The following is a 17,261-nucleotide window of genomic DNA, read 5'->3' on the forward strand; positions in this document are numbered from 1 at the left end:
GTACGGGGAGGGAGATTCCCTTCCGACCTAAAAAATTTAAATAAAATTATACCTATGGGGGTACTTTATATGACAGTAAATATATGGTCAGCTGCTGATGTAGCTCGCAGAGTAATTGATAATAAAGATTTATTTATTTTAGACGTCCGTAATACGGATGCATTTGAAGATTGGAAAATTGAAGGACATAAATTTGAGTATTTAAATATTCCATATTTTGATCTTTTGGATGGTGTAGAAGAGATACTAGAGCAAATTCCTGCTGACAAAGATGTTTTAGTAGTATGTGCTAAGGAAGGCTCTTCTATTATGATTGCTGAAATGCTGTCGGATGCTGGTCGTGAAGTTGCTTATTTAGCCGGTGGGATGAAATCCTGGTCTATGTATTTAGAGCCAATTAAAGTAGGAGATCTTGCAAATGGTGGGGAGTTATATCAATTCGTACGTTTAGGAAAAGGTTGCTTATCTTACATGGCAATTTCTGAAGGTGAGGCAGCGCTAATAGATGCAGTCCGTTTCACAGAAGTATTTACAAAATTTGCACAGGAAAAAGGTGTAGAAATTAAGCATGTATTTGATACACATTTACACGCAGACCATATTTCCGGTGGACGTCACATCGCTGCTGAAACTGGAGCAACCTATTACTTACCACCGAAGGATGCAGAAGAGGTTGTATTTGACTATACACCTTTGACAGACGGGTTAGCTGTCCAGCTCGGTTCATCAAAAATTGAAGTAGGTGCACTTTACTCACCAGGCCACACGATTGGCTCAACGTCCTTTGTGATTGATGAAAAGTACTTATTGACCGGGGATATTCTATTTATCGACTCTATTGGCCGTCCAGATTTAGCCGGCCTTGCAGAAGATTGGGTAGCAGATTTACGTGAAACATTATATTCTCGTTATCGCTCTTTAGCGGAAGATTTAATCGTATTACCAGCACACTTTATGATTATTGAAGAATTAAACGAAAATGGTACAGTGGCAAAACGTTTAGGAGATCTTTTTGCAGAAAATCATGGGTTGAATGTGGAGGATGAGGAAGTATTCCGTTCAATGGTAACGGATAACTTACCACCTCAACCAAATGCATATCAGGAAATTCGTCACGTGAATATGGGGAAAGTTACACCAAGTGATGAAGAACAAACGGAAATGGAAATCGGTCCAAACCGTTGTGCGGTACGTTAATATAAACAATTTTTCATATACTTGTCTCATGAGGATAAGTTTATAAAGTCACTTACAAAAAATTATTCGAGAAGAGGAATATAACATGAACATTACAAAAACATTAGATGCAAAAGGATTAGCATGTCCAATGCCAATCGTACGTACGAAAAAGACAATTGATACGATTAATTCGGGTGAAGTACTAGAAGTACTTGCTACGGATAAAGGTGCTTTAAATGACTTCACAGCTTGGGCAGCAGCTGGCGGGCATACAATTGTTGAACAAAAAGAAGAAGACGGTGTATTATTCTTCTACATTCAGAAAGCTTAACAGTATAAATAGCGAGTAGAATATGCTTCTACTCGTTTTTTTTACAGAAAGAAGGGACATTATGGATTTTTCCATTACTTTTATAATTGTTATTTTTGCCCTTGGCTTTATAGGTTCATTTGTTTCGGGCATGCTAGGAGTTGGGGGCTCCATCATTAAATACCCCTTGCTATTATACGTTCCACCACTATTCGGACTGGTAGCATTTTCTGCACATGAAGTATCAGGAATTAGTGCTATTCAAGTATTCTTCGCTTCTATTGCAGGTGTTTGGGCATATCGAAAAAGTGGGCTGCTCCATAAGCAATTGATCATTTACATGGGTGGAGCAATCTTACTCGGAAGCTTTATTGGTAGTTACGGTTCAGGATTTTTATCTGAAGATGCTGTTAATATTGTGTACGGAACACTAGCTATTATTGCTGCAGTTATGATGTTTATCCCGCGTAAAACTGTAGAAGAAAACAGTAATATTTCATTCAATAAAGTTCTTGCAAGTAGTCTAGCGCTTATTGTTGGAGTTGGATCGGGGATTGTCGGAGCAGCGGGCGGCTTTTTACTCGTGCCAATTATGCTTACGGTTTTAAAAATACCAACACGTGTTACTATTGCAACCAGTCTAGCCATCACCTTTATTTCTTCTATTGGAGGTAGTGTAGGTAAAATTATGACTGGTCAAATTGAGTACTGGCCTGCGTTTATTATGATTATCGCAAGTATCATCGCAGCACCACTAGGGGCAAAAATAGGTCAAAAAATGAACGTGAAAATTTTACAATGGCTGCTAGCTATTATGATTGGTGCAACTGCAATTAAAATTTGGATTGATATTTTGCAATAGCTATTTAGGAACTTCGCTTTCTAAAAAGACTCAGAATAGATATACCAATTTCCATAAACATCAGAAAGTTGCTCAAATTAGATTATTATTTATCACTCATCATTCATAGCACGTCCTATTAGCTAATTACATCTTCAATGAAAAAAGTGCAAGGTAGATAGGTCATCACAAACCCAGTTGTTGTGATGGCTTATTTGTCTCTTCACTATAAAAGTTAACCCATCCTCTGTTGTAAAACAAATACATTTTTCTTCAAAACTCATGAAATAAAAATATGCATAAAGAGAGGTAAATCAATGAAAAAGTTATTATTTTTAGCACCTTTAGCATTATCTTTATACGCTTGTGGAGATGTTTCAGATATAGTAACAACAAAAAAAGAAGAAGCTACAAATACAGTGTCAGAAAATAAGGCAACAGAAAAAAAAGTCTCTATAGCTGAAGAGACTGAATGGGCAGTCGATGAACGTTTACAAGAACCGACTGAGGATACGACTTGTTATATGTGTAGTATGAAGGTATATACGAGAGAGAGTGAACAAGGGGTGTTCTCTGCACAAGCTATTCGAGAAAATGGCGAAATAGTTTTTTATGATGACATTGGTTGTTTATTAAATGATGAGTATGTCTATAACGTAGTAAATGAAAAATTTGTACGGGATTACCATACACTAAAATGGATTAGCACAGACGAGGCTTATGCTGTTAAAACTGATTTGAAATCGCCAATGAACTGGGGGTACATTTTCTTTAAATTTGAAGAGGATGCAAATGCATATATAGACGAGCATGAGCATTCTGCAATAGCTACTCTTGATGAGATTCAAATTCAAGCTATTGAACGTCATAAGAAAAAGAAAATGAACAGTACTGATCATACTCATGGTCAACATGAACATATAAATACCGAAAATTCTATGACAGATGAATCTAACCAAAATACTCCACAAGACAAATCTCATGAGTAGTGCAGGCAAATGAGGAAGTTTGTTTTCACTATTTGTTGTTTTATATTCGTACTGACATTCATCCCAACTCATTCTAATGCTGGACCAAAACATCCGCTGGGATTAAGTACCGCTTCACAAGTAGAAAAATCAGAAAAAAATGTAAAAAGCCGGTTGCAAAAGCTAATAGATAATACTGAATCTGGTGGTACTCTTTTATTAGAAGGAAGAGTTTATCGAGGATCATTAGTAATATCAAAGCCGATCACAATTGAGGGAGTGGAAGGTACTGAAATTCATTCCATATCAACAGTTCTAACGATTTCAGATACTGAAAATGTGGAAGTGAATAATATTGTTTTTCAAGCAGAGGATATATCGATCTTTGCAGATAATGTAAAAAATTTATCTTTAAAGAATATACAAATTGAAGAATCTAAACAAGGTATTAAAATAACAAATAGTGAAAATATTAGGCTAGAACATGTAAATATAATTGGTAATAATGGACATTTTTCAACAAAAGGACATGCTATTGCTATTTATAAATCTAAAAAAATTGAAGCTATTGACAGTTATATTGATGGGATGATGGATGGTTTTTATCTAGAAAGTGTAAGCGACATTGTACTTTCCGAAAATCTTATCCAAAATAGTCGGTATGCGATGCACATAATGTATGGCGAAGATGTAGAATTGTTGAACAATGAAGTGTTTAATAATATGACTGGTTTTATGGTGATGATTGCTGAAAATGTCCAGATTTTCAATAATATCGTGGCTAGAAATAATACATTAAATAGTTTAGGTGTCTATGTATATGACGTAAGGAATGTCATATTTGAAAATAACAAACTAAATGAAAATACGACGGCAATGGATGTACAGAATGCACGTGAAATGAATATTACACGAAACTTATTTTCAACTAACGGCACGGTACTGCAAGTAAGGCAATCTGGAGATGTATTAGTCCATCGTAACGAATTTCACGGAAATATACTAGCTGCACGTACAGATCAACAAGGAATCCAATTAAAAAGTAATTATTATGACGACTATAACGGAAAAGATTATGACGGTGATGGCATAGGGGATACCCCGTACATTGCGACAAACTCATTTGGTCAGTGGATGGTACGAAAACCTGTCTATCAATACTTCATGGAATCTCCAAGTGTTGTGACATTAAATATGATGGATACGGAAGTTACAGGGAATAATATGCTTGTGGTTGTAGACGAACAACCGACCATGCTTAAAAATCAGATCAACTTAGATTTAAAGATTCACATTTGGCAGCTGCTGACAAGTAGCTCCTTAATAATTGGAGCGTTTATCGTAAGGAGAAAATTAAAGTGAAATTATTAAAACTAGTTACATTTATATTATCAATTTTAATTTTAACAGCGTGTAGTGAACAAACGTATGATCCTAGAAAAATAAACCCTGAAACGGATGTCTGTTTTATTTGCAATATGAGCATAACGCATATGGATTTTACAGCACAGGTCGTACTGAAAAACGGGGATTATATTGTGTTTGACGATTTAGGTTGTTTAATGGAGTATGTTGTGCAAAGCGATGAGGGAAAAATAGGTGCAGGGTATATTAAAGATAATAATACTTCAAAATGGTTGGATATTGAAGAAGCATTCTATGTCTATTCAAAGGAATATTGGACACCGATGAATTATGGGGTACTTGCATTTAGTTCACTTGATGAAGCTAATGAGTATATGGTCAAGCAACCAGGTGAGCTTGTTTCTTACAAAGAACTACTAACATTTAAATGGGGAGTACATGAACACTAATGAGCATTCAAATGGTATTTCTCGAATGTAAGCAGCTTTTACGTAGTAAATGGATTCAAATTGTTACAATTTTGTTTGCAATCGTTTTCACAGCAATCTTGATGATTCAACATTTAGCCTTACCTGAAACGGATGGATTTACACGTCAAACGGCTTCTCTTTTAAATATTTTACTGTTTCTACTGCCTCTTTTTATGTTGACAATTGGAAGTATGAACATAGCGAGTGACAATGAGTCGGGCTGGTTAGGGCTACTTAGAACATATCCATTAACAATGAGACAATATGTGACGACAAAATATATTGCTCTTTGCTTAGTGTTTGCTGGGATTATTCTTTTTGTGTTTGCAGTAGCATTTTTTGTAGGTAGTTTCTTTGGGGGTCTGAAGTTGCCTCTATTTGCAATTAGTATCACTTTGCTTATTTTGTTCATTTTCAATGGATTAAGTGTTCTTTTAGGCTGTTTAGCAAAAAGCCGTCTACATGCACTAGCTATGGGACTAGGGGTTTGGTCCATAGTCAGTCTATTATTTTCTTATATCATTATGGCAATAGGTACGTTTTCTTCAGAAAACTTACTACATAAGCTAGTTATCTTAATAATTCATATTAATCCACTTGAATGGATTCGCTACGGATACTTTGTCTTTTCTGAGCAAACAGCCGTACTAGGTCCTGCCTTTTATGGGATTTCAAAATTTTATTCTACACCATCTGGTTATTTCTTTTTTTTACTTATTTCTAGCTTATGGGTTATAGGGTCTCTCATTATGGCAACATTTATCTTAAAGATTCGAGGTAAGAGAGTATGACGATTCAACTTCACAATGTAACGAAGGTGTTCAAAGAGAATCGAGGTATTTTTGATATTAGTTTTACGTTGAGGCCTGGTGATATTACAGCGATAGTAGGTTCAAATGGTGCAGGTAAAAGTACGATAATAAATATTTTAACGAATTCTTTAAGTCAAGATAGCGGTGACATTATTCGCGAATCTCCTGACGCTCGTTATATGCCAGATGATATTGAATTTCCTGATACGTTAACCGCAGAGGAAATTATTCGTTTTCTTGGACATTTGAAAAGAGTTCCTATAAAAAGACAAGCGGAGTTACTAGAAAAAGTAGGATTATCTGAGGTGAAAAGGTTAAAAATCGGCCAGTTTTCAAAAGGTATGCGTCAACGATTAAACTTAGCGCAGAGCTTGATAGGTGATAGCCAACTCTATATTTTAGATGAGCCGACTAATGGATTAGATCCTTACTGGATTGCCAGATTAAAGGTAATGCTAGAAGAAGAGAGAGCCAACAATCAAATAGTCCTTTTTTCAACGCATCTCCTCAGCCTAGCAGAAGAAATTGCCAATCAGGTTATTTTAATTCATAATGGTCGAATTTTAGCAACAGGTGAAATCCAACAATTACTTCACAGAGGGAATTGTCAAACACTTGAACAGTTGTGGCTTCAAATGACTGAGCAAAAGGTAGTGCTCTAGGAAATGTTTTCAGCTAGACGTCCTAATAATATAAAATGAGAATTATCTTGCCTTTAAATTTGATGAGTTCATTTAGATTATCATTTAAAGAGTTAATCGTTCGTATGACATGGAAACTAATTACGGAATTTATACAATAATCTATTTTTTGTTATATATACGTTTTTTTAATAAAATGATGTATAGTTAAGTTCGATTAAATTTAAGGAGCAAGACATGAAAAATTTTATTGTTATTACTTTGGGATCGTTATTAATGGCTGTTGCACTGAACTTATTTTTAGTTCCTCATGAAGTTATTCTTGGTGGATTTTCTGGTATTGGGATGATTATTGGGATTTTAACCGGATGGAATATCGGTTGGATAATTTTTATCCTAAATATCCCAGTATTTCTTCTAGGTTTTGTTAGTATTGGGAAAAAATTTGTAGCATATAGTATGTACTCTGTTTTCCTAACGAGTTTAGCAATGCAATATATTCCGGTTTATCAAATCTCAGAAGATATACTGTTGTCCTCTGTTTTTGGAGCAGTAATTGGTGGGGCTGCTACAGGGATGATCATCAAATTCAATGGATCGACTGGCGGGATAGATATTATTGGCCTAGTCATAACTAAGAAGAAAGACTTTTCTTTAGGTACTCTAATGCTTGTTATGAATAGTGTAATTGTTTTAGCCTCAGGGTATTTCATCGGTTGGGAGCAAACGATGTATACATTATTAGTGCTATATGTATTCGGAAAAGTAGTCGATGTCATTCATACGAAACATGTGAAAGTAACTCTGATGATTATCACCGAAAAAGGTGAGGAAGTTCAAGACAAGATGCTTAAAAGCTTGGTCCGAGGAATCACTGTTTTGGACGGAGAGGGAGCTTATACGAAACAACCAAGAAAAGTGCTTTTTACTGTCATCACAAGATATGAACTTGGAGAAGTAAAGAAAATGATTAAAGAAGTAGACAGCAATGCTTTTGTAAATATTACTCAAACCATTGAAGTCATGGGAGCATTTAATAAAAATTAATAATTGATCTACCAAAGTCCAGAGGAATACTCTGGGCTTTTTAATTTGCAATTTTATTAAAAATGATATGTATGAAATGACCTCTTAGGTGATAAACATCCAATTTTTAAAATAGTATTTTCTTCTCCTCCACGTAGTTTTAAAACGGGCCAATGTAATTAATATTCTATATAAATATATTTTTTGAGTTTAATATTCTGACAATGGGGTATATACATTATAGTTACTATTTAAGATAAGGGGAGATGCTAGTTATGTGGAAAAGAATATTATTTATCTCCGAGCATGGGGATCCACTGGAAACATTAGGTGGAAAACAGGCTGGAGGACAAAACAACTATGTAAAAGAACTTGCCCTTGCCCTTGGAAGAAGAGGTATAGCTGTAGATGTTATTACCCATTGGTGTAACCCTGATGCTCCTCAAGTAGAAAAATTAGGAAATATGTCAAGAGTCATTAGATTTGCTGCCGGGCACAAAGGATATATTCCAAAAGACAAAATATATGATTTATTACCGCAATTCTATGATGAAATAAAAAACAATATAACCATACAAAAATATGATGTTGTTCACTCTCATTATTGGATGTCCGGTTTACTAGGGCTTTCTTTAAAAGAAGAGTTTGGCATTCCCCTCGTTCATACATCACATTCATTGGGTATTGCAAAAAAACAAGCAACTGGAACTGCTAATCCGATTCGTCTAGATTCAGAAAAGAAAGTTTTGGCATCTGCTGATAAGGTGATTGCTACTACAGAGATTGAAAAGCAAATAATTCAGGACTTTGCAGGACCACTTACAAATATTGAAGTAATATCGATTGGAGTTGCAAAAGAATTCCAATCTCAAGTGAAGAAAAAATCAGTGAATAAGCCGTTGCTAGTGTATGCTGGACGACTAGAGAAAACAAAAGGAATTAGTACTTTGTTAGATGCCTTTAAAAAATTAAAAAAAGAAAATCCAGAACTGGATGCTAAATTAGTTTTAGCTGGTGGTGATAAGGAAGAAATAGATTTCAACTCAGGTTTACCTGTCATCCCTCATTTAAGGGAACAAGTGAAAGGGATAGAGGAATATGTTGAATTTATAGGGCCTCAATCTCAACAAGGTTTAAGTAAACTTTTTTCTAAAGCAACTTCAGTAATTGTACCATCCTATTATGAATCATTTGGCATTGTGGCAGCTGAAGCTCAAGCCTGTGGGACCCCAGTTATAGCCTCCGAAGTCGGAGGACTTAAAGATGTCGTGTCTCATGGAAAGACAGGATTACAGGTGAAGCCAAAAGATCCTTCTCAGCTCGCAAAGGCTATGAAAACGATATTAAAAGACAATCTTTTAGCAAAAAGACTAGGCAGAGAAGCTGGAGAACGTGCAAAACGCATTTTTAACTGGTCTTCCATTGCAAAAGAAATAGATCATACTTATGAGGAATTGTTATATGCAAATGATTACGCAAATGCTAGCAACCGATCTTGACGGAACGTTTGTTGGTGATGAAAAACACCTAAAAGAGCTACTTACCTATTATGAGGGTTTGGAAAAGAAAGTTACTTTAGTTTATGTCACAGGTAGGCATCGGCAGTCAGCCATAGAACTTATGAAAGAGGCTAACATTCCAGTGCCGAGTATTTTAATCTCGGATGTGGGAACAGGCATATATATAGGCAAAGACCTTAAACCAGATGAACAGTGGAATCTTTTAATGAAGAAAAATTGGAATCCAGAGGCTATAAAGAAAATAGCTTCTAATTATCCAACTATTGTTCAACAAAAGCTGCCAAACGAATCTAGGATTTCTTATACTGTGCAAGAGGATGAAGCAAGTGTAAAGAAGTTTAAGCAAGAATTGCTAGAAGCTAATATATCACACAAATTTATCTTCAGTTCAGGAAGGGATATTGATATACTTCCTGAGAACAGTGGAAAAGGATCTGCTTTGACATACGTGATTGAAAAATATGTAGATGATAATGCATCTATATTAATTGCAGGAGATTCAGGTAATGATGAGGAAATGATAAGTCTTGGATATCCTTCTGTTATAGTAGCAAATGCTCAACCAGAGCTAATGGACATACAGGATCATCCACAATTATTTAGAGCAACTAAAAATTGTGCTGGCGGAATTCATGAGGCTTGGTTACATTTTTATAATAATTAAATGTTTACTTAAAATCGCATAAATAAACTCATTAAGACTACAGATAAATTTAAATTTGTCTATAGTCTTTTTTCTTTGCGTTAAAGATAAGCATTTCCTCTGCTTTCCTTAATTTGGCTATATATAAGGGAAGGGTTGTTTTTTCTTACAATGTTTTTATGTGGTTGCGCTTAAACTTCTGGCTCAGTTTAAGTAGAAGATGAAAATATGTTTAAATTATTATTTTGAAATTTACCAAAAAAGTAATATTCTTATAATAAAGGGGATGCGTATGAGAACGAATAATATTGGGGTGGGCTTCTTAATCGTAATACTGATACTCACTGCATGTAATAATGTAGGAGAGAATCACTTAAAAGAAAATGTAGAAAATTCATCCGTTCATTCGGAAAATAGAGATAATAAAGCCAGGATCCAAAACATTAATACGGATTTAGAAGTGGAGCATGGATGGCATATTGTTCCTGAAGGGATTAAGAAAATTGCTATTTCTGTGGAAGCAGAAAACGTTGAATCAATATTATTTTGGATAGCCCCAACAGGTACGGAGACATGGGGGGAAAGAACTCTTATTGGTTACGACATAGATGGAAATGATGGATGGTCTATTGAATGGGAATTTGGTGATAGGATATTCCACGATCATATTACTATTCAGGCTTTAGGAAGTGATTATACAACACAAGCCTGTGACACTTTGAATATCCATTCTGTAGATAAATATCAAAAAGAGTAACGAAAGCTTTTTACCTGATACTCTTCAACTTCTATTTTGATTTAGTTAGCAAAACTAATCTTATTGAGGTTTAAATGTAAAAAATAGGAACCTTAATTCTTTTCATACGTATTAGGGGGAAAGGTAGATGAAGAAAGTGATAAAGGGGGAGAGTGTATGAGTGAAAGATTTGAATTAAGTTTTAAAAACAAGGAAGTAAGAATGTGGTTCTATTTGGTAGTACCAACGTTTATTATAGGAAGCATTTTTATATTTTATGGTGAACAAAAATATCAGTATATTCGTTTGTTAGTGTTAGTAATAGCTTGGACTGTCTTTTATTTGTGGCGTTATTTTTATCGTAAGAAACGGAAGAATAAAGTAAAAAATTCTTCTTAAGCTAACAGCTGCAAGCTACAAGAATGTGTAAAGGCATTTTCTTATTGAAGTAAAGTAAGCAAAGGGATTATAAGTGGGCGTGAGTTGGTATGGAAAACGGTCAACAGTCAACAGGATATGATATTAATCAAAAAAATGTTTTGGAGCATATTCAATATTTACTTGGTTTAAGTGAATGATTTTGTACATCTTATGGGAGCATTACTTTGAGTAGGAGTAATGCCTTTTTTATTGATCTTAATGCAAAAGGTTAGCTGGACACAAATTGAAACTTTTACGAAATTTTAAAGTCATACTTAGAAGTTAAATGAATAGAGGTGTTATATATGAAACGATTCAGTATTAGCTCAATAGTCTTGGTGTCTATTGGGATTCTATTCTTTATATTGAACTGGTTAATAGATGGTTACGGTGAATCTATTATACTTACTGGAGTTATTTTTATATTTATAGGGGCTGTGTTTAGTTTTATTGCGATCTCTAAAAAAGAAAAAGGAAGCGTGAAATATATATCAGTTGCTATTTTTATCATATTACTGTTTTTAGTTACTTGGTTTGAACCTTTTCAAGTTATTAGAATGATGACTTGGTTAAAAAATATTACTTAACCAACAGGTATTTTAAGAAATTATTCTTCTTCAACTAACTGTGAGTTAATAAAAAATAATAATATAGTAAATGAGCAAAGATAAATATATCCTAGCTCATTTTTTATTTGTTTTTAAATTAACCTTTACATATACAATAGTATTAATGGTATATAATGATAGGACACACTAGTCCGAACTATCTAGTGCTGCTTTTCCCGATATTCTCGACCCCATAGCCAAGCATAGAGAAACGTTTTTACAGAAATCAAGTTGCTCATTTAACGTTTTTTGATTTATTGACTAATGTGTATGACTCTAGTTTTTATAAACATTAAAATGGAGCGAAACGATTATAAATGCTTATTATTTTTTTACTTTTTGTCAGATCAAGTCAAGAAAGATTATGTTATCTTAGGGTTAAAAGTTATGGTAAGATATTTATGTTTGTTCGCACCATTCCTTAATGGAAAAGGGAAGAAAAGTTGACACGGCTAGGTTGTAATTATATACTAGGTTACGTTATGTAAGTAACAAAAAATAATTAGAATATAATAGACAAAAATGATGAATATGAATGATAGGTGAATGAAAATGAATATAAATAAAGAAACGCTGACATTGTTACAGGATAAAATCAAAATAATAGAAACGGTTGAGGAGCTTGACCTTTGTCTAGTAGGACCAGTTAACTTGCCTATTAAACAAGGTGATTTCCAAACAACCTTTCAATGGTATACGTGGGTTAAAATTGATAAAAATTTATCAAATGAGGATATTTTAATCTCATTGTCACATTCAAATTTAGCTTTTGGCCAACAGTCCTCTGTTCTTGTTTATGGTGACTTCGCCAATGAGGAAGATGCACTTGTTCGTATGCATAGTATTTGTCACACAGGAGATATTTTTGGTAGTCAACGCTGTGATTGTGGTTTCCAGCTACATGAATCGATGAAAATGGTAGTAAATCATGGCTGTGGAGCCATTTTTTATTTAGCAGATCATGAAGGTAGAGGAATCGGTTTATTTTCTAAATCACTGGCTTATCTTTTACAGGAGGAAGGCTATGATACGGTTGAAGCCAATCATGCACTAGGCTTTGAAGACGATAGTCGCTCCTATGAAGATGCAATTCGCGTGTTAGAAGTATTGAGAAGCAAGCAGGTGACTTTAATAACTAATAATCCTAGGAAGCTGGCTGCGTTAAAGAACCATGGTCTTCTTGCTAAGGATCACGTGCCTTTATGGGGTGGACTGACGGAAACAAATGAATTTTATTTGAATACGAAGGTGAAAAAATCCGGACATATTTTAGAAGAGAACCCCAGTTTAAAAGTGTGAGGTGTATACAATGAAAACCGACGAGGAATATATGAAGCTTGCATTAGACTTAGCAGCTAGTGCGAAAGGCAATACGAATCCTAACCCAGTAGTGGGTGCAGTAATTGTGAAAAATGGAGTGATTGTTGGTACGGGATTACATCGCAAGGCAGGCGAGCCTCACGCAGAAGTCCATGCATTTAATATGGCTCAACAGCATGCCGAAGGTTCCACTCTCTATGTAACCTTAGAACCTTGCTCACATTACGGTAAAACACCACCTTGTGCAAATTTAGTGAAGGAATCGAAGGTAAGTAGAGTCGTTGTAGCGACTAGGGATCCTAATCCTGAGGTTGCAGGGAGAGGCATTCAACTGCTTCGTGATGCGGGCATTCAGGTTGATGTCGGCATATTAGAAAAAGAAGCACAAAAGTTAAACGAGCGTTTTATACACAATATGCTTACCAAGCGTCCATTTGTCATTTCAAAATTTGCCATGACGCTAGATGGTAAACTCGCAACCTACAATGGACATTCAAAATGGATTACTGGAGAAGTATCACGTAAAGATGTGCATACACTAAGAAATGAAGTAGACGGTATTTTAGTAGGGGTAGGTACAGTAATAGCAGATAATCCAGCCTTAACTACAAGACTTACTGAGCTTGATGGAAAAAATCCAACAAGAATTATCTTGGATAGCAGCCTACGAACTCCTTTAGATGCACAGGTCCTTCAAACAGAGGAAGCCGAAACGATTATAGTAACAAGTAAAGAAGTAGATTCAAACCGTGTGAAGGAATATGAATCAAAGGGAGCAAAGGTATTATTCGTTTCCAAAAAAAATAGTGGACTGGATTTAGAAGAGGTACTTAGTGAATTATATCAACAAGGGTTAACCGACATACTGGTTGAAGGTGGAGGGGCGATAAATTCTGCCTTTCTGAATGCTGGTTTAATTGATAAATACTATATTTATATAGCTCCAAAAGTACTGGGAGGCAAAGAATCCATTACTCCTTTTACTGGAGAAAATCCAGAGTCAATGGATGCTGCCAAGCAATTGTATTTTGATGAATTCCAAAAGTTCGGAGACGATCTTCGTATAATAGCCTATCCTAAAAAATAATGAGCTACATACCCATACTACGATTTAGTATAAGAAAATTAAATGAAATAACAGTTATATGTGATAACGGTATAAGAGTAGGAGAATAAAAATGAAATTCGGCTTTGATATTGACGATACATTAATTAATTTGAGAGAGCATGCTTTTCACTTATACAATAAGAAACTTAATCAAAATGTGAATCTTGACGTATTTCATGCTTTAAAAACGGTAGAGATTCATGAAGCTTTTGGTTTGGAAAAAGAAGCTGGAAACACTATGTGGAGAGATTGTACGGAGGAAATATATTTTACCGAATGCCCATCCTTTGAAGGAGCCTTGGAAACTTTAAATGCTCTAGAAAATGATGGACATGAGATTTACTACATTACCTCTCGCCCCAAAAAATATTGCGCTCAAACACGAGATTGGATGAAAGCACAAGGCTTTCCTATTAAAGATGAAAATTTTTACTGTGGGATGCAGGATGAGGAAAAAATAGCAACAATCAAGGCATTAGAGTTAGATTACTATTTCGATGATAAGCCAGCGGTACTAGAAACACTTCAAAATGTAAATACAAAAGTATTCATAAAGGACCAATCGTATAACCAATTAATCGATATGCCAAGATTGAAACAATGGTCCGACTTGAAGAAAATTCTAGAGGAAACAGTCTAACCCGACATAATATATATCGTGATTTAAATACCCCATGCATATTAGTTGGCGACTAATATGCATGGGGTATTTTTTTTATGTAATAATTTTTATATTTGAAACATAGCAAGGGATGAACCGTCTAATGATGAAATAATAAAAGTTCAAAGGAAGTGACATTTTGAGAAAAATACAATTCATTCTTTTCCCATTAACCTTTTTATCTATTTTACTTTTAGGATGTCAGTCAAATGAAAGCAAAGCAACATTATACGATTACCCACAGAAAGCGTTAAATGAAAAATTAGACGCAGAAGGTGAAGTAATGGAAGTTATTCTATCAAGCTCAACTTTGGAAGATGATATTGTTATTAAAGATGAAGCCATTATAAAAGAGTTTAAAGATATGATCTCTAGCTCTGTAAAACAAGATGGAATTGTTAATATGGCTAATCCTGATTATTATATGGATATTACATTTAAAAACGATAAAAGACAAAGTTATTATTTATGGGTAGGAGAGAATAGTCAAAACAGCTCTTTAATGAAAACTGATGATACCCATACAATTTATACTTTTGATAAAGAAATGAGTAAAAAAATTAGCAATTTGTTGAAAAGGAAACTGTAGACTTTGGGTTCAATCATATGTTTGCTTGTTTTTAATAGTTAATGACATATAGGAGTAGAATTTATTTTTGTCATTCTATGGGCGTTAGAGTATAAGCTCAATCAATTACTTTAGTGATAATGATTCCGCCCAAATTATCCCCCGAGATTTCATCTTGATTGGTTTTTAATAATTCCATAATTTTTAATTGTTCCGGTTTTACATATCTTATTTGATAGTGCTTACCTTCAATCGTTGTTTCATATTCGCCTTTTTCTTTTATAAATGCTAGGTACTCTTCTAACACTAAATCTTCCTTGGTCATAATAAGACTATGGGGTTTTCCAACGTAGCGAAAATGCCAAGGTTCAAAAGCGATTCCAGTAACTTCAACTTTGTTCTCCGGATAACGCAAAATAAAGCCAAATTCTGGTGCATGCTGGGCTAACCATTCTGCTTCCAGTGTATATTCCATCATTCCTTCGGTAGAACCAATATCAATGGATAAGCCTGACTGATGCTCACTATAGCCAGCTGGTAGGGCATACTGAGAACCTAATTCTTCATACAGTTTTTGTTGGTCAATGCCAGTACGGAAACCGCTATTTAGCTTAAAATGTATCATTCCATCTTTTTCAGCTGCCTTGAACATATCCTGCATAGGGGTCAGTAAATCCTTATGTACAGTAATTTCTGATTGAATTTCCACGTTATTTGCAAAGTTATTAGGTACCGCTATGATCTCGGTCGGTTCTTTTTGAAGTTTTACCTCGTTATTGATTAATATAAGATTCCCTACATAAATCTGTTCTTCTTCAATTGTAAAGATCTGTCTGTCTTCATTGGTATAGTTAGTAAAGATAAAAAAACCAAATGTTGAAAGGCAGCATAATAAGAAGAATTTTTTCAACTGTCTCACTCCCTTACTAGATATATCTAGCATAGCAAGTAGACTTTAAGATTATGGTAGGATAATTCTTAATTTTTTCTTAAGGTTATCATTTTATAAAACATCACCTCACTTATAATAATCTTTTTAGATTGCTAGAAAGTAAATTGAAAGTATCCAAGTTGTACATTAATATCTTTGCAATTTACTCCCAAAGTAAATTAATTAGACCCATTTTTTATTTTTTGAAAACTAGCTATTGAAGTCTGATACAACTTCTCCATTTTTTCCTCTATGAAATTTGTTCTTTCATATAATGAAAATCGAATATGATCGATCTGCCTCATTATTTTCTCCAGCAAGCCTTCTTGGAGATCTACTCGACTTGTTAAACCCTTTTGTGATTCTTCCAAACCGCTCATTTGTTGGGCAATTGTATGATGGAACTGGTGCTGTTCGTCTATTTTGGTTATTGCTTCGTGTTGAAAAGCTGTCATCTGATCCATATTTGAAAGTACTTCTACATTTTTTAATGAAAGATCATCTAGTTTCTTGACGATTACTCCATTAGTTTCTTCTGAGCTGTCTAGTCGAACCTTTATGTGGTGATTCGTTTCATCTAGATGCTCAATATGCTCCATTAAACGTTGTCTTCCAAGCTGCTCTTCTGTTATTAAATGGTGCAATTTCTCGTTTTGTTGCTCTAATTTTTGTAGCCCAGTTTGTATTTGTTTTTCAACCTGTTCATGTTGCATATTTAAATCCTTTAAGTACTCAAGTCTTTTGTTAATTTCATTCCAATGCGTTATTTGTTGGTCCCCATATTGTTGTTGCGAATTATTTAGTCGACTAATATTTTCTAAAACAGACTGGTTTGTAGCTTCTTGGCTAAGCATGAAATCGGATAAGTAGTTACTACGAAACTCTACTTGGTTGCTAGCTTTTAATTCGCCATTATTTTTAAAAACACCTGGATGCTGGCTATCGTTGATGAATAATCCCAATTTATATTCCTCCCTGTGAGCTAACCATATTCATTAGAATATGCAAGTAGGTAACATATAGGGATAGATGGTTCATGCATCAATGGATATAACGAAAAAAGTTTTAATTTTTACAAAATAATGAAAAAGACATAGTTATTTATCATTAAGCTATTGTATAATATGGCCTAGA

20 protein-coding genes are annotated in these 17,261 nt (G+C 34.5%); 18 read left to right on the forward strand and 2 right to left on the reverse strand.

Annotation, left to right across the window (positions count from 1 at the left end; all coding sequences use genetic code 11):
- Positions 1 to 69: 69 nt before the first annotated feature.
- The 18 genes from M3627_RS03870 to M3627_RS03955 all read left to right on the forward strand — a co-directional run bounded on the left by M3627_RS03870 (position 70) and on the right by M3627_RS03955 (position 15,217).
- Complete coding sequence (locus M3627_RS03870; protein WP_251552996.1) at positions 70 to 1,197, forward strand: MBL fold metallo-hydrolase; 1,128 nt, start codon at positions 70 to 72, stop codon at positions 1,195 to 1,197.
- A gap of 85 nt (positions 1,198 to 1,282) precedes the next feature.
- Positions 1,283 to 1,510 carry a sulfurtransferase TusA family protein gene (locus M3627_RS03875; RefSeq protein WP_251552997.1) on the forward strand — a complete coding sequence of 76 codons (228 nt, stop codon included), beginning with the start codon at positions 1,283 to 1,285 and terminating at the stop codon, positions 1,508 to 1,510.
- Positions 1,511 to 1,571: 61 nt separating this feature from the next.
- The gene (locus M3627_RS03880; RefSeq protein WP_251552998.1) at positions 1,572 to 2,351 is read left to right on the forward strand and encodes a sulfite exporter TauE/SafE family protein; all 780 of its coding nucleotides are present in this window, start codon (positions 1,572 to 1,574) and stop codon (positions 2,349 to 2,351) included.
- A gap of 296 nt (positions 2,352 to 2,647) precedes the next feature.
- The gene (locus tag M3627_RS03885) at positions 2,648 to 3,319 is read left to right on the forward strand and encodes a nitrous oxide reductase accessory protein NosL (RefSeq protein WP_251552999.1); all 672 of its coding nucleotides are present in this window, start codon (positions 2,648 to 2,650) and stop codon (positions 3,317 to 3,319) included.
- 9 nt (positions 3,320 to 3,328) lie between these two features.
- Positions 3,329 to 4,660, forward strand: coding sequence for a right-handed parallel beta-helix repeat-containing protein (locus M3627_RS03890; RefSeq protein WP_251553000.1), 1,332 nt, complete (start codon positions 3,329 to 3,331; stop codon positions 4,658 to 4,660).
- Positions 4,657 to 5,112: a nitrous oxide reductase accessory protein NosL gene (locus M3627_RS03895; RefSeq protein ID WP_251553001.1), complete on the forward strand. Its 456-nt coding sequence runs from the start codon at positions 4,657 to 4,659 to the stop codon at positions 5,110 to 5,112. The genes M3627_RS03890 and M3627_RS03895 overlap by 4 nt, the downstream gene beginning before the upstream one ends.
- Positions 5,112 to 5,924, forward strand: a complete 813-nt coding sequence (locus M3627_RS03900) for an ABC transporter permease (protein ID WP_251553002.1) — start codon at positions 5,112 to 5,114, stop codon at positions 5,922 to 5,924. Before M3627_RS03895 ends, M3627_RS03900 begins: the two co-directional genes overlap by 1 nt.
- Positions 5,921 to 6,607 (forward strand): ABC transporter ATP-binding protein, encoded by a 687-nt coding sequence (locus M3627_RS03905; protein ID WP_251553003.1) that lies wholly within the window; start codon positions 5,921 to 5,923, stop codon positions 6,605 to 6,607. Before M3627_RS03900 ends, M3627_RS03905 begins: the two co-directional genes overlap by 4 nt.
- 216 nt (positions 6,608 to 6,823) lie before the next feature.
- A complete protein-coding gene (locus M3627_RS03910) occupies positions 6,824 to 7,633 on the forward strand; it encodes a YitT family protein (protein WP_251553004.1) in 810 nt (269 codons plus the stop codon).
- A gap of 254 nt (positions 7,634 to 7,887) precedes the next feature.
- Positions 7,888 to 9,111, forward strand: coding sequence for a glycosyltransferase (locus M3627_RS03915; RefSeq protein WP_251553005.1), 1,224 nt, complete (start codon positions 7,888 to 7,890; stop codon positions 9,109 to 9,111).
- A complete protein-coding gene (locus M3627_RS03920; protein ID WP_251553006.1) occupies positions 9,074 to 9,796 on the forward strand; it encodes an HAD-IIB family hydrolase in 723 nt (240 codons plus the stop codon). The genes M3627_RS03915 and M3627_RS03920 overlap by 38 nt, the downstream gene beginning before the upstream one ends.
- A 271-nt stretch (positions 9,797 to 10,067) precedes the next feature.
- Complete coding sequence (locus M3627_RS03925; RefSeq protein WP_251553007.1) at positions 10,068 to 10,532, forward strand: hypothetical protein; 465 nt, start codon at positions 10,068 to 10,070, stop codon at positions 10,530 to 10,532.
- A 156-nt stretch (positions 10,533 to 10,688) separates the two neighbouring features.
- Positions 10,689 to 10,910, forward strand: a complete 222-nt coding sequence (locus M3627_RS03930; RefSeq protein WP_251553008.1) for a hypothetical protein — start codon at positions 10,689 to 10,691, stop codon at positions 10,908 to 10,910.
- A 326-nt stretch (positions 10,911 to 11,236) separates the two neighbouring features.
- The gene (locus tag M3627_RS03935) at positions 11,237 to 11,518 is read left to right on the forward strand and encodes a hypothetical protein (protein WP_251553009.1); all 282 of its coding nucleotides are present in this window, start codon (positions 11,237 to 11,239) and stop codon (positions 11,516 to 11,518) included.
- 573 nt (positions 11,519 to 12,091) lie between these two features.
- A complete protein-coding gene (locus M3627_RS03940) occupies positions 12,092 to 12,838 on the forward strand; it encodes a GTP cyclohydrolase II (RefSeq protein WP_251553010.1) in 747 nt (248 codons plus the stop codon).
- A 10-nt stretch (positions 12,839 to 12,848) separates the two neighbouring features.
- On the forward strand, positions 12,849 to 13,946 hold the full coding sequence (ribD, locus tag M3627_RS03945; RefSeq protein WP_251553011.1) for a bifunctional diaminohydroxyphosphoribosylaminopyrimidine deaminase/5-amino-6-(5-phosphoribosylamino)uracil reductase RibD: 1,098 nt from the start codon (positions 12,849 to 12,851) through the stop codon (positions 13,944 to 13,946).
- A 91-nt stretch (positions 13,947 to 14,037) separates the two neighbouring features.
- On the forward strand, positions 14,038 to 14,607 hold the full coding sequence (locus M3627_RS03950; protein WP_251553012.1) for a 5' nucleotidase, NT5C type: 570 nt from the start codon (positions 14,038 to 14,040) through the stop codon (positions 14,605 to 14,607).
- 160 nt (positions 14,608 to 14,767) lie between these two features.
- Entirely contained in the window at positions 14,768 to 15,217 is a 450-nt protein-coding gene (locus tag M3627_RS03955; protein ID WP_251553013.1) for a YhfM domain-containing protein, read from the forward strand.
- Between the two features lie 97 nt (positions 15,218 to 15,314).
- On the opposite strand, the gene M3627_RS03960 is transcribed toward M3627_RS03955, so the two are convergent.
- Together M3627_RS03960 and M3627_RS03965 are read right to left on the reverse strand one after the other, a co-directional pair.
- Entirely contained in the window at positions 15,315 to 16,106 is a 792-nt protein-coding gene (locus M3627_RS03960; RefSeq protein WP_251553015.1) for a M15 family metallopeptidase, read from the reverse strand.
- A 200-nt stretch (positions 16,107 to 16,306) separates the two neighbouring features.
- Positions 16,307 to 17,089 (reverse strand): hypothetical protein, encoded by a 783-nt coding sequence (locus M3627_RS03965; RefSeq protein WP_251553016.1) that lies wholly within the window; start codon positions 17,087 to 17,089, stop codon positions 16,307 to 16,309.
- Between the last annotated feature and the right edge of the window lie 172 nt (positions 17,090 to 17,261).

The sequence above is a fragment of the Psychrobacillus sp. MER TA 171 genome (assembly GCF_023713305.1).
Taxonomy (GTDB): Bacteria; Bacillota; Bacilli; order Bacillales_A; family Planococcaceae; genus Psychrobacillus.

Coding starts and splice junctions, on each gene's coding strand:
- M3627_RS03940 (WP_251553010.1), top strand. CDS start 12,092: ATGAATATAAATAAAGAAACGCTGACATTGTTACAGGATAAAATCAAA.
- M3627_RS03925 (WP_251553007.1), top strand. CDS start 10,068: ATGAGAACGAATAATATTGGGGTGGGCTTCTTAATCGTAATACTGATA.
- ribD (WP_251553011.1), top strand. CDS start 12,849: ATGAAAACCGACGAGGAATATATGAAGCTTGCATTAGACTTAGCAGCT.
- M3627_RS03950 (WP_251553012.1), top strand. CDS start 14,038: ATGAAATTCGGCTTTGATATTGACGATACATTAATTAATTTGAGAGAG.
- M3627_RS03875 (WP_251552997.1), top strand. CDS start 1,283: ATGAACATTACAAAAACATTAGATGCAAAAGGATTAGCATGTCCAATG.
- M3627_RS03900 (WP_251553002.1), top strand. CDS start 5,112: ATGAGCATTCAAATGGTATTTCTCGAATGTAAGCAGCTTTTACGTAGT.
- M3627_RS03905 (WP_251553003.1), top strand. CDS start 5,921: ATGACGATTCAACTTCACAATGTAACGAAGGTGTTCAAAGAGAATCGA.
- M3627_RS03930 (WP_251553008.1), top strand. CDS start 10,689: ATGAGTGAAAGATTTGAATTAAGTTTTAAAAACAAGGAAGTAAGAATG.
- M3627_RS03915 (WP_251553005.1), top strand. CDS start 7,888: ATGTGGAAAAGAATATTATTTATCTCCGAGCATGGGGATCCACTGGAA.
- M3627_RS03870 (WP_251552996.1), top strand. CDS start 70: ATGACAGTAAATATATGGTCAGCTGCTGATGTAGCTCGCAGAGTAATT.
- M3627_RS03885 (WP_251552999.1), top strand. CDS start 2,648: ATGAAAAAGTTATTATTTTTAGCACCTTTAGCATTATCTTTATACGCT.
- M3627_RS03935 (WP_251553009.1), top strand. CDS start 11,237: ATGAAACGATTCAGTATTAGCTCAATAGTCTTGGTGTCTATTGGGATT.
- M3627_RS03920 (WP_251553006.1), top strand. CDS start 9,074: ATGCAAATGATTACGCAAATGCTAGCAACCGATCTTGACGGAACGTTT.
- M3627_RS03880 (WP_251552998.1), top strand. CDS start 1,572: ATGGATTTTTCCATTACTTTTATAATTGTTATTTTTGCCCTTGGCTTT.
- M3627_RS03910 (WP_251553004.1), top strand. CDS start 6,824: ATGAAAAATTTTATTGTTATTACTTTGGGATCGTTATTAATGGCTGTT.
- M3627_RS03890 (WP_251553000.1), top strand. CDS start 3,329: ATGAGGAAGTTTGTTTTCACTATTTGTTGTTTTATATTCGTACTGACA.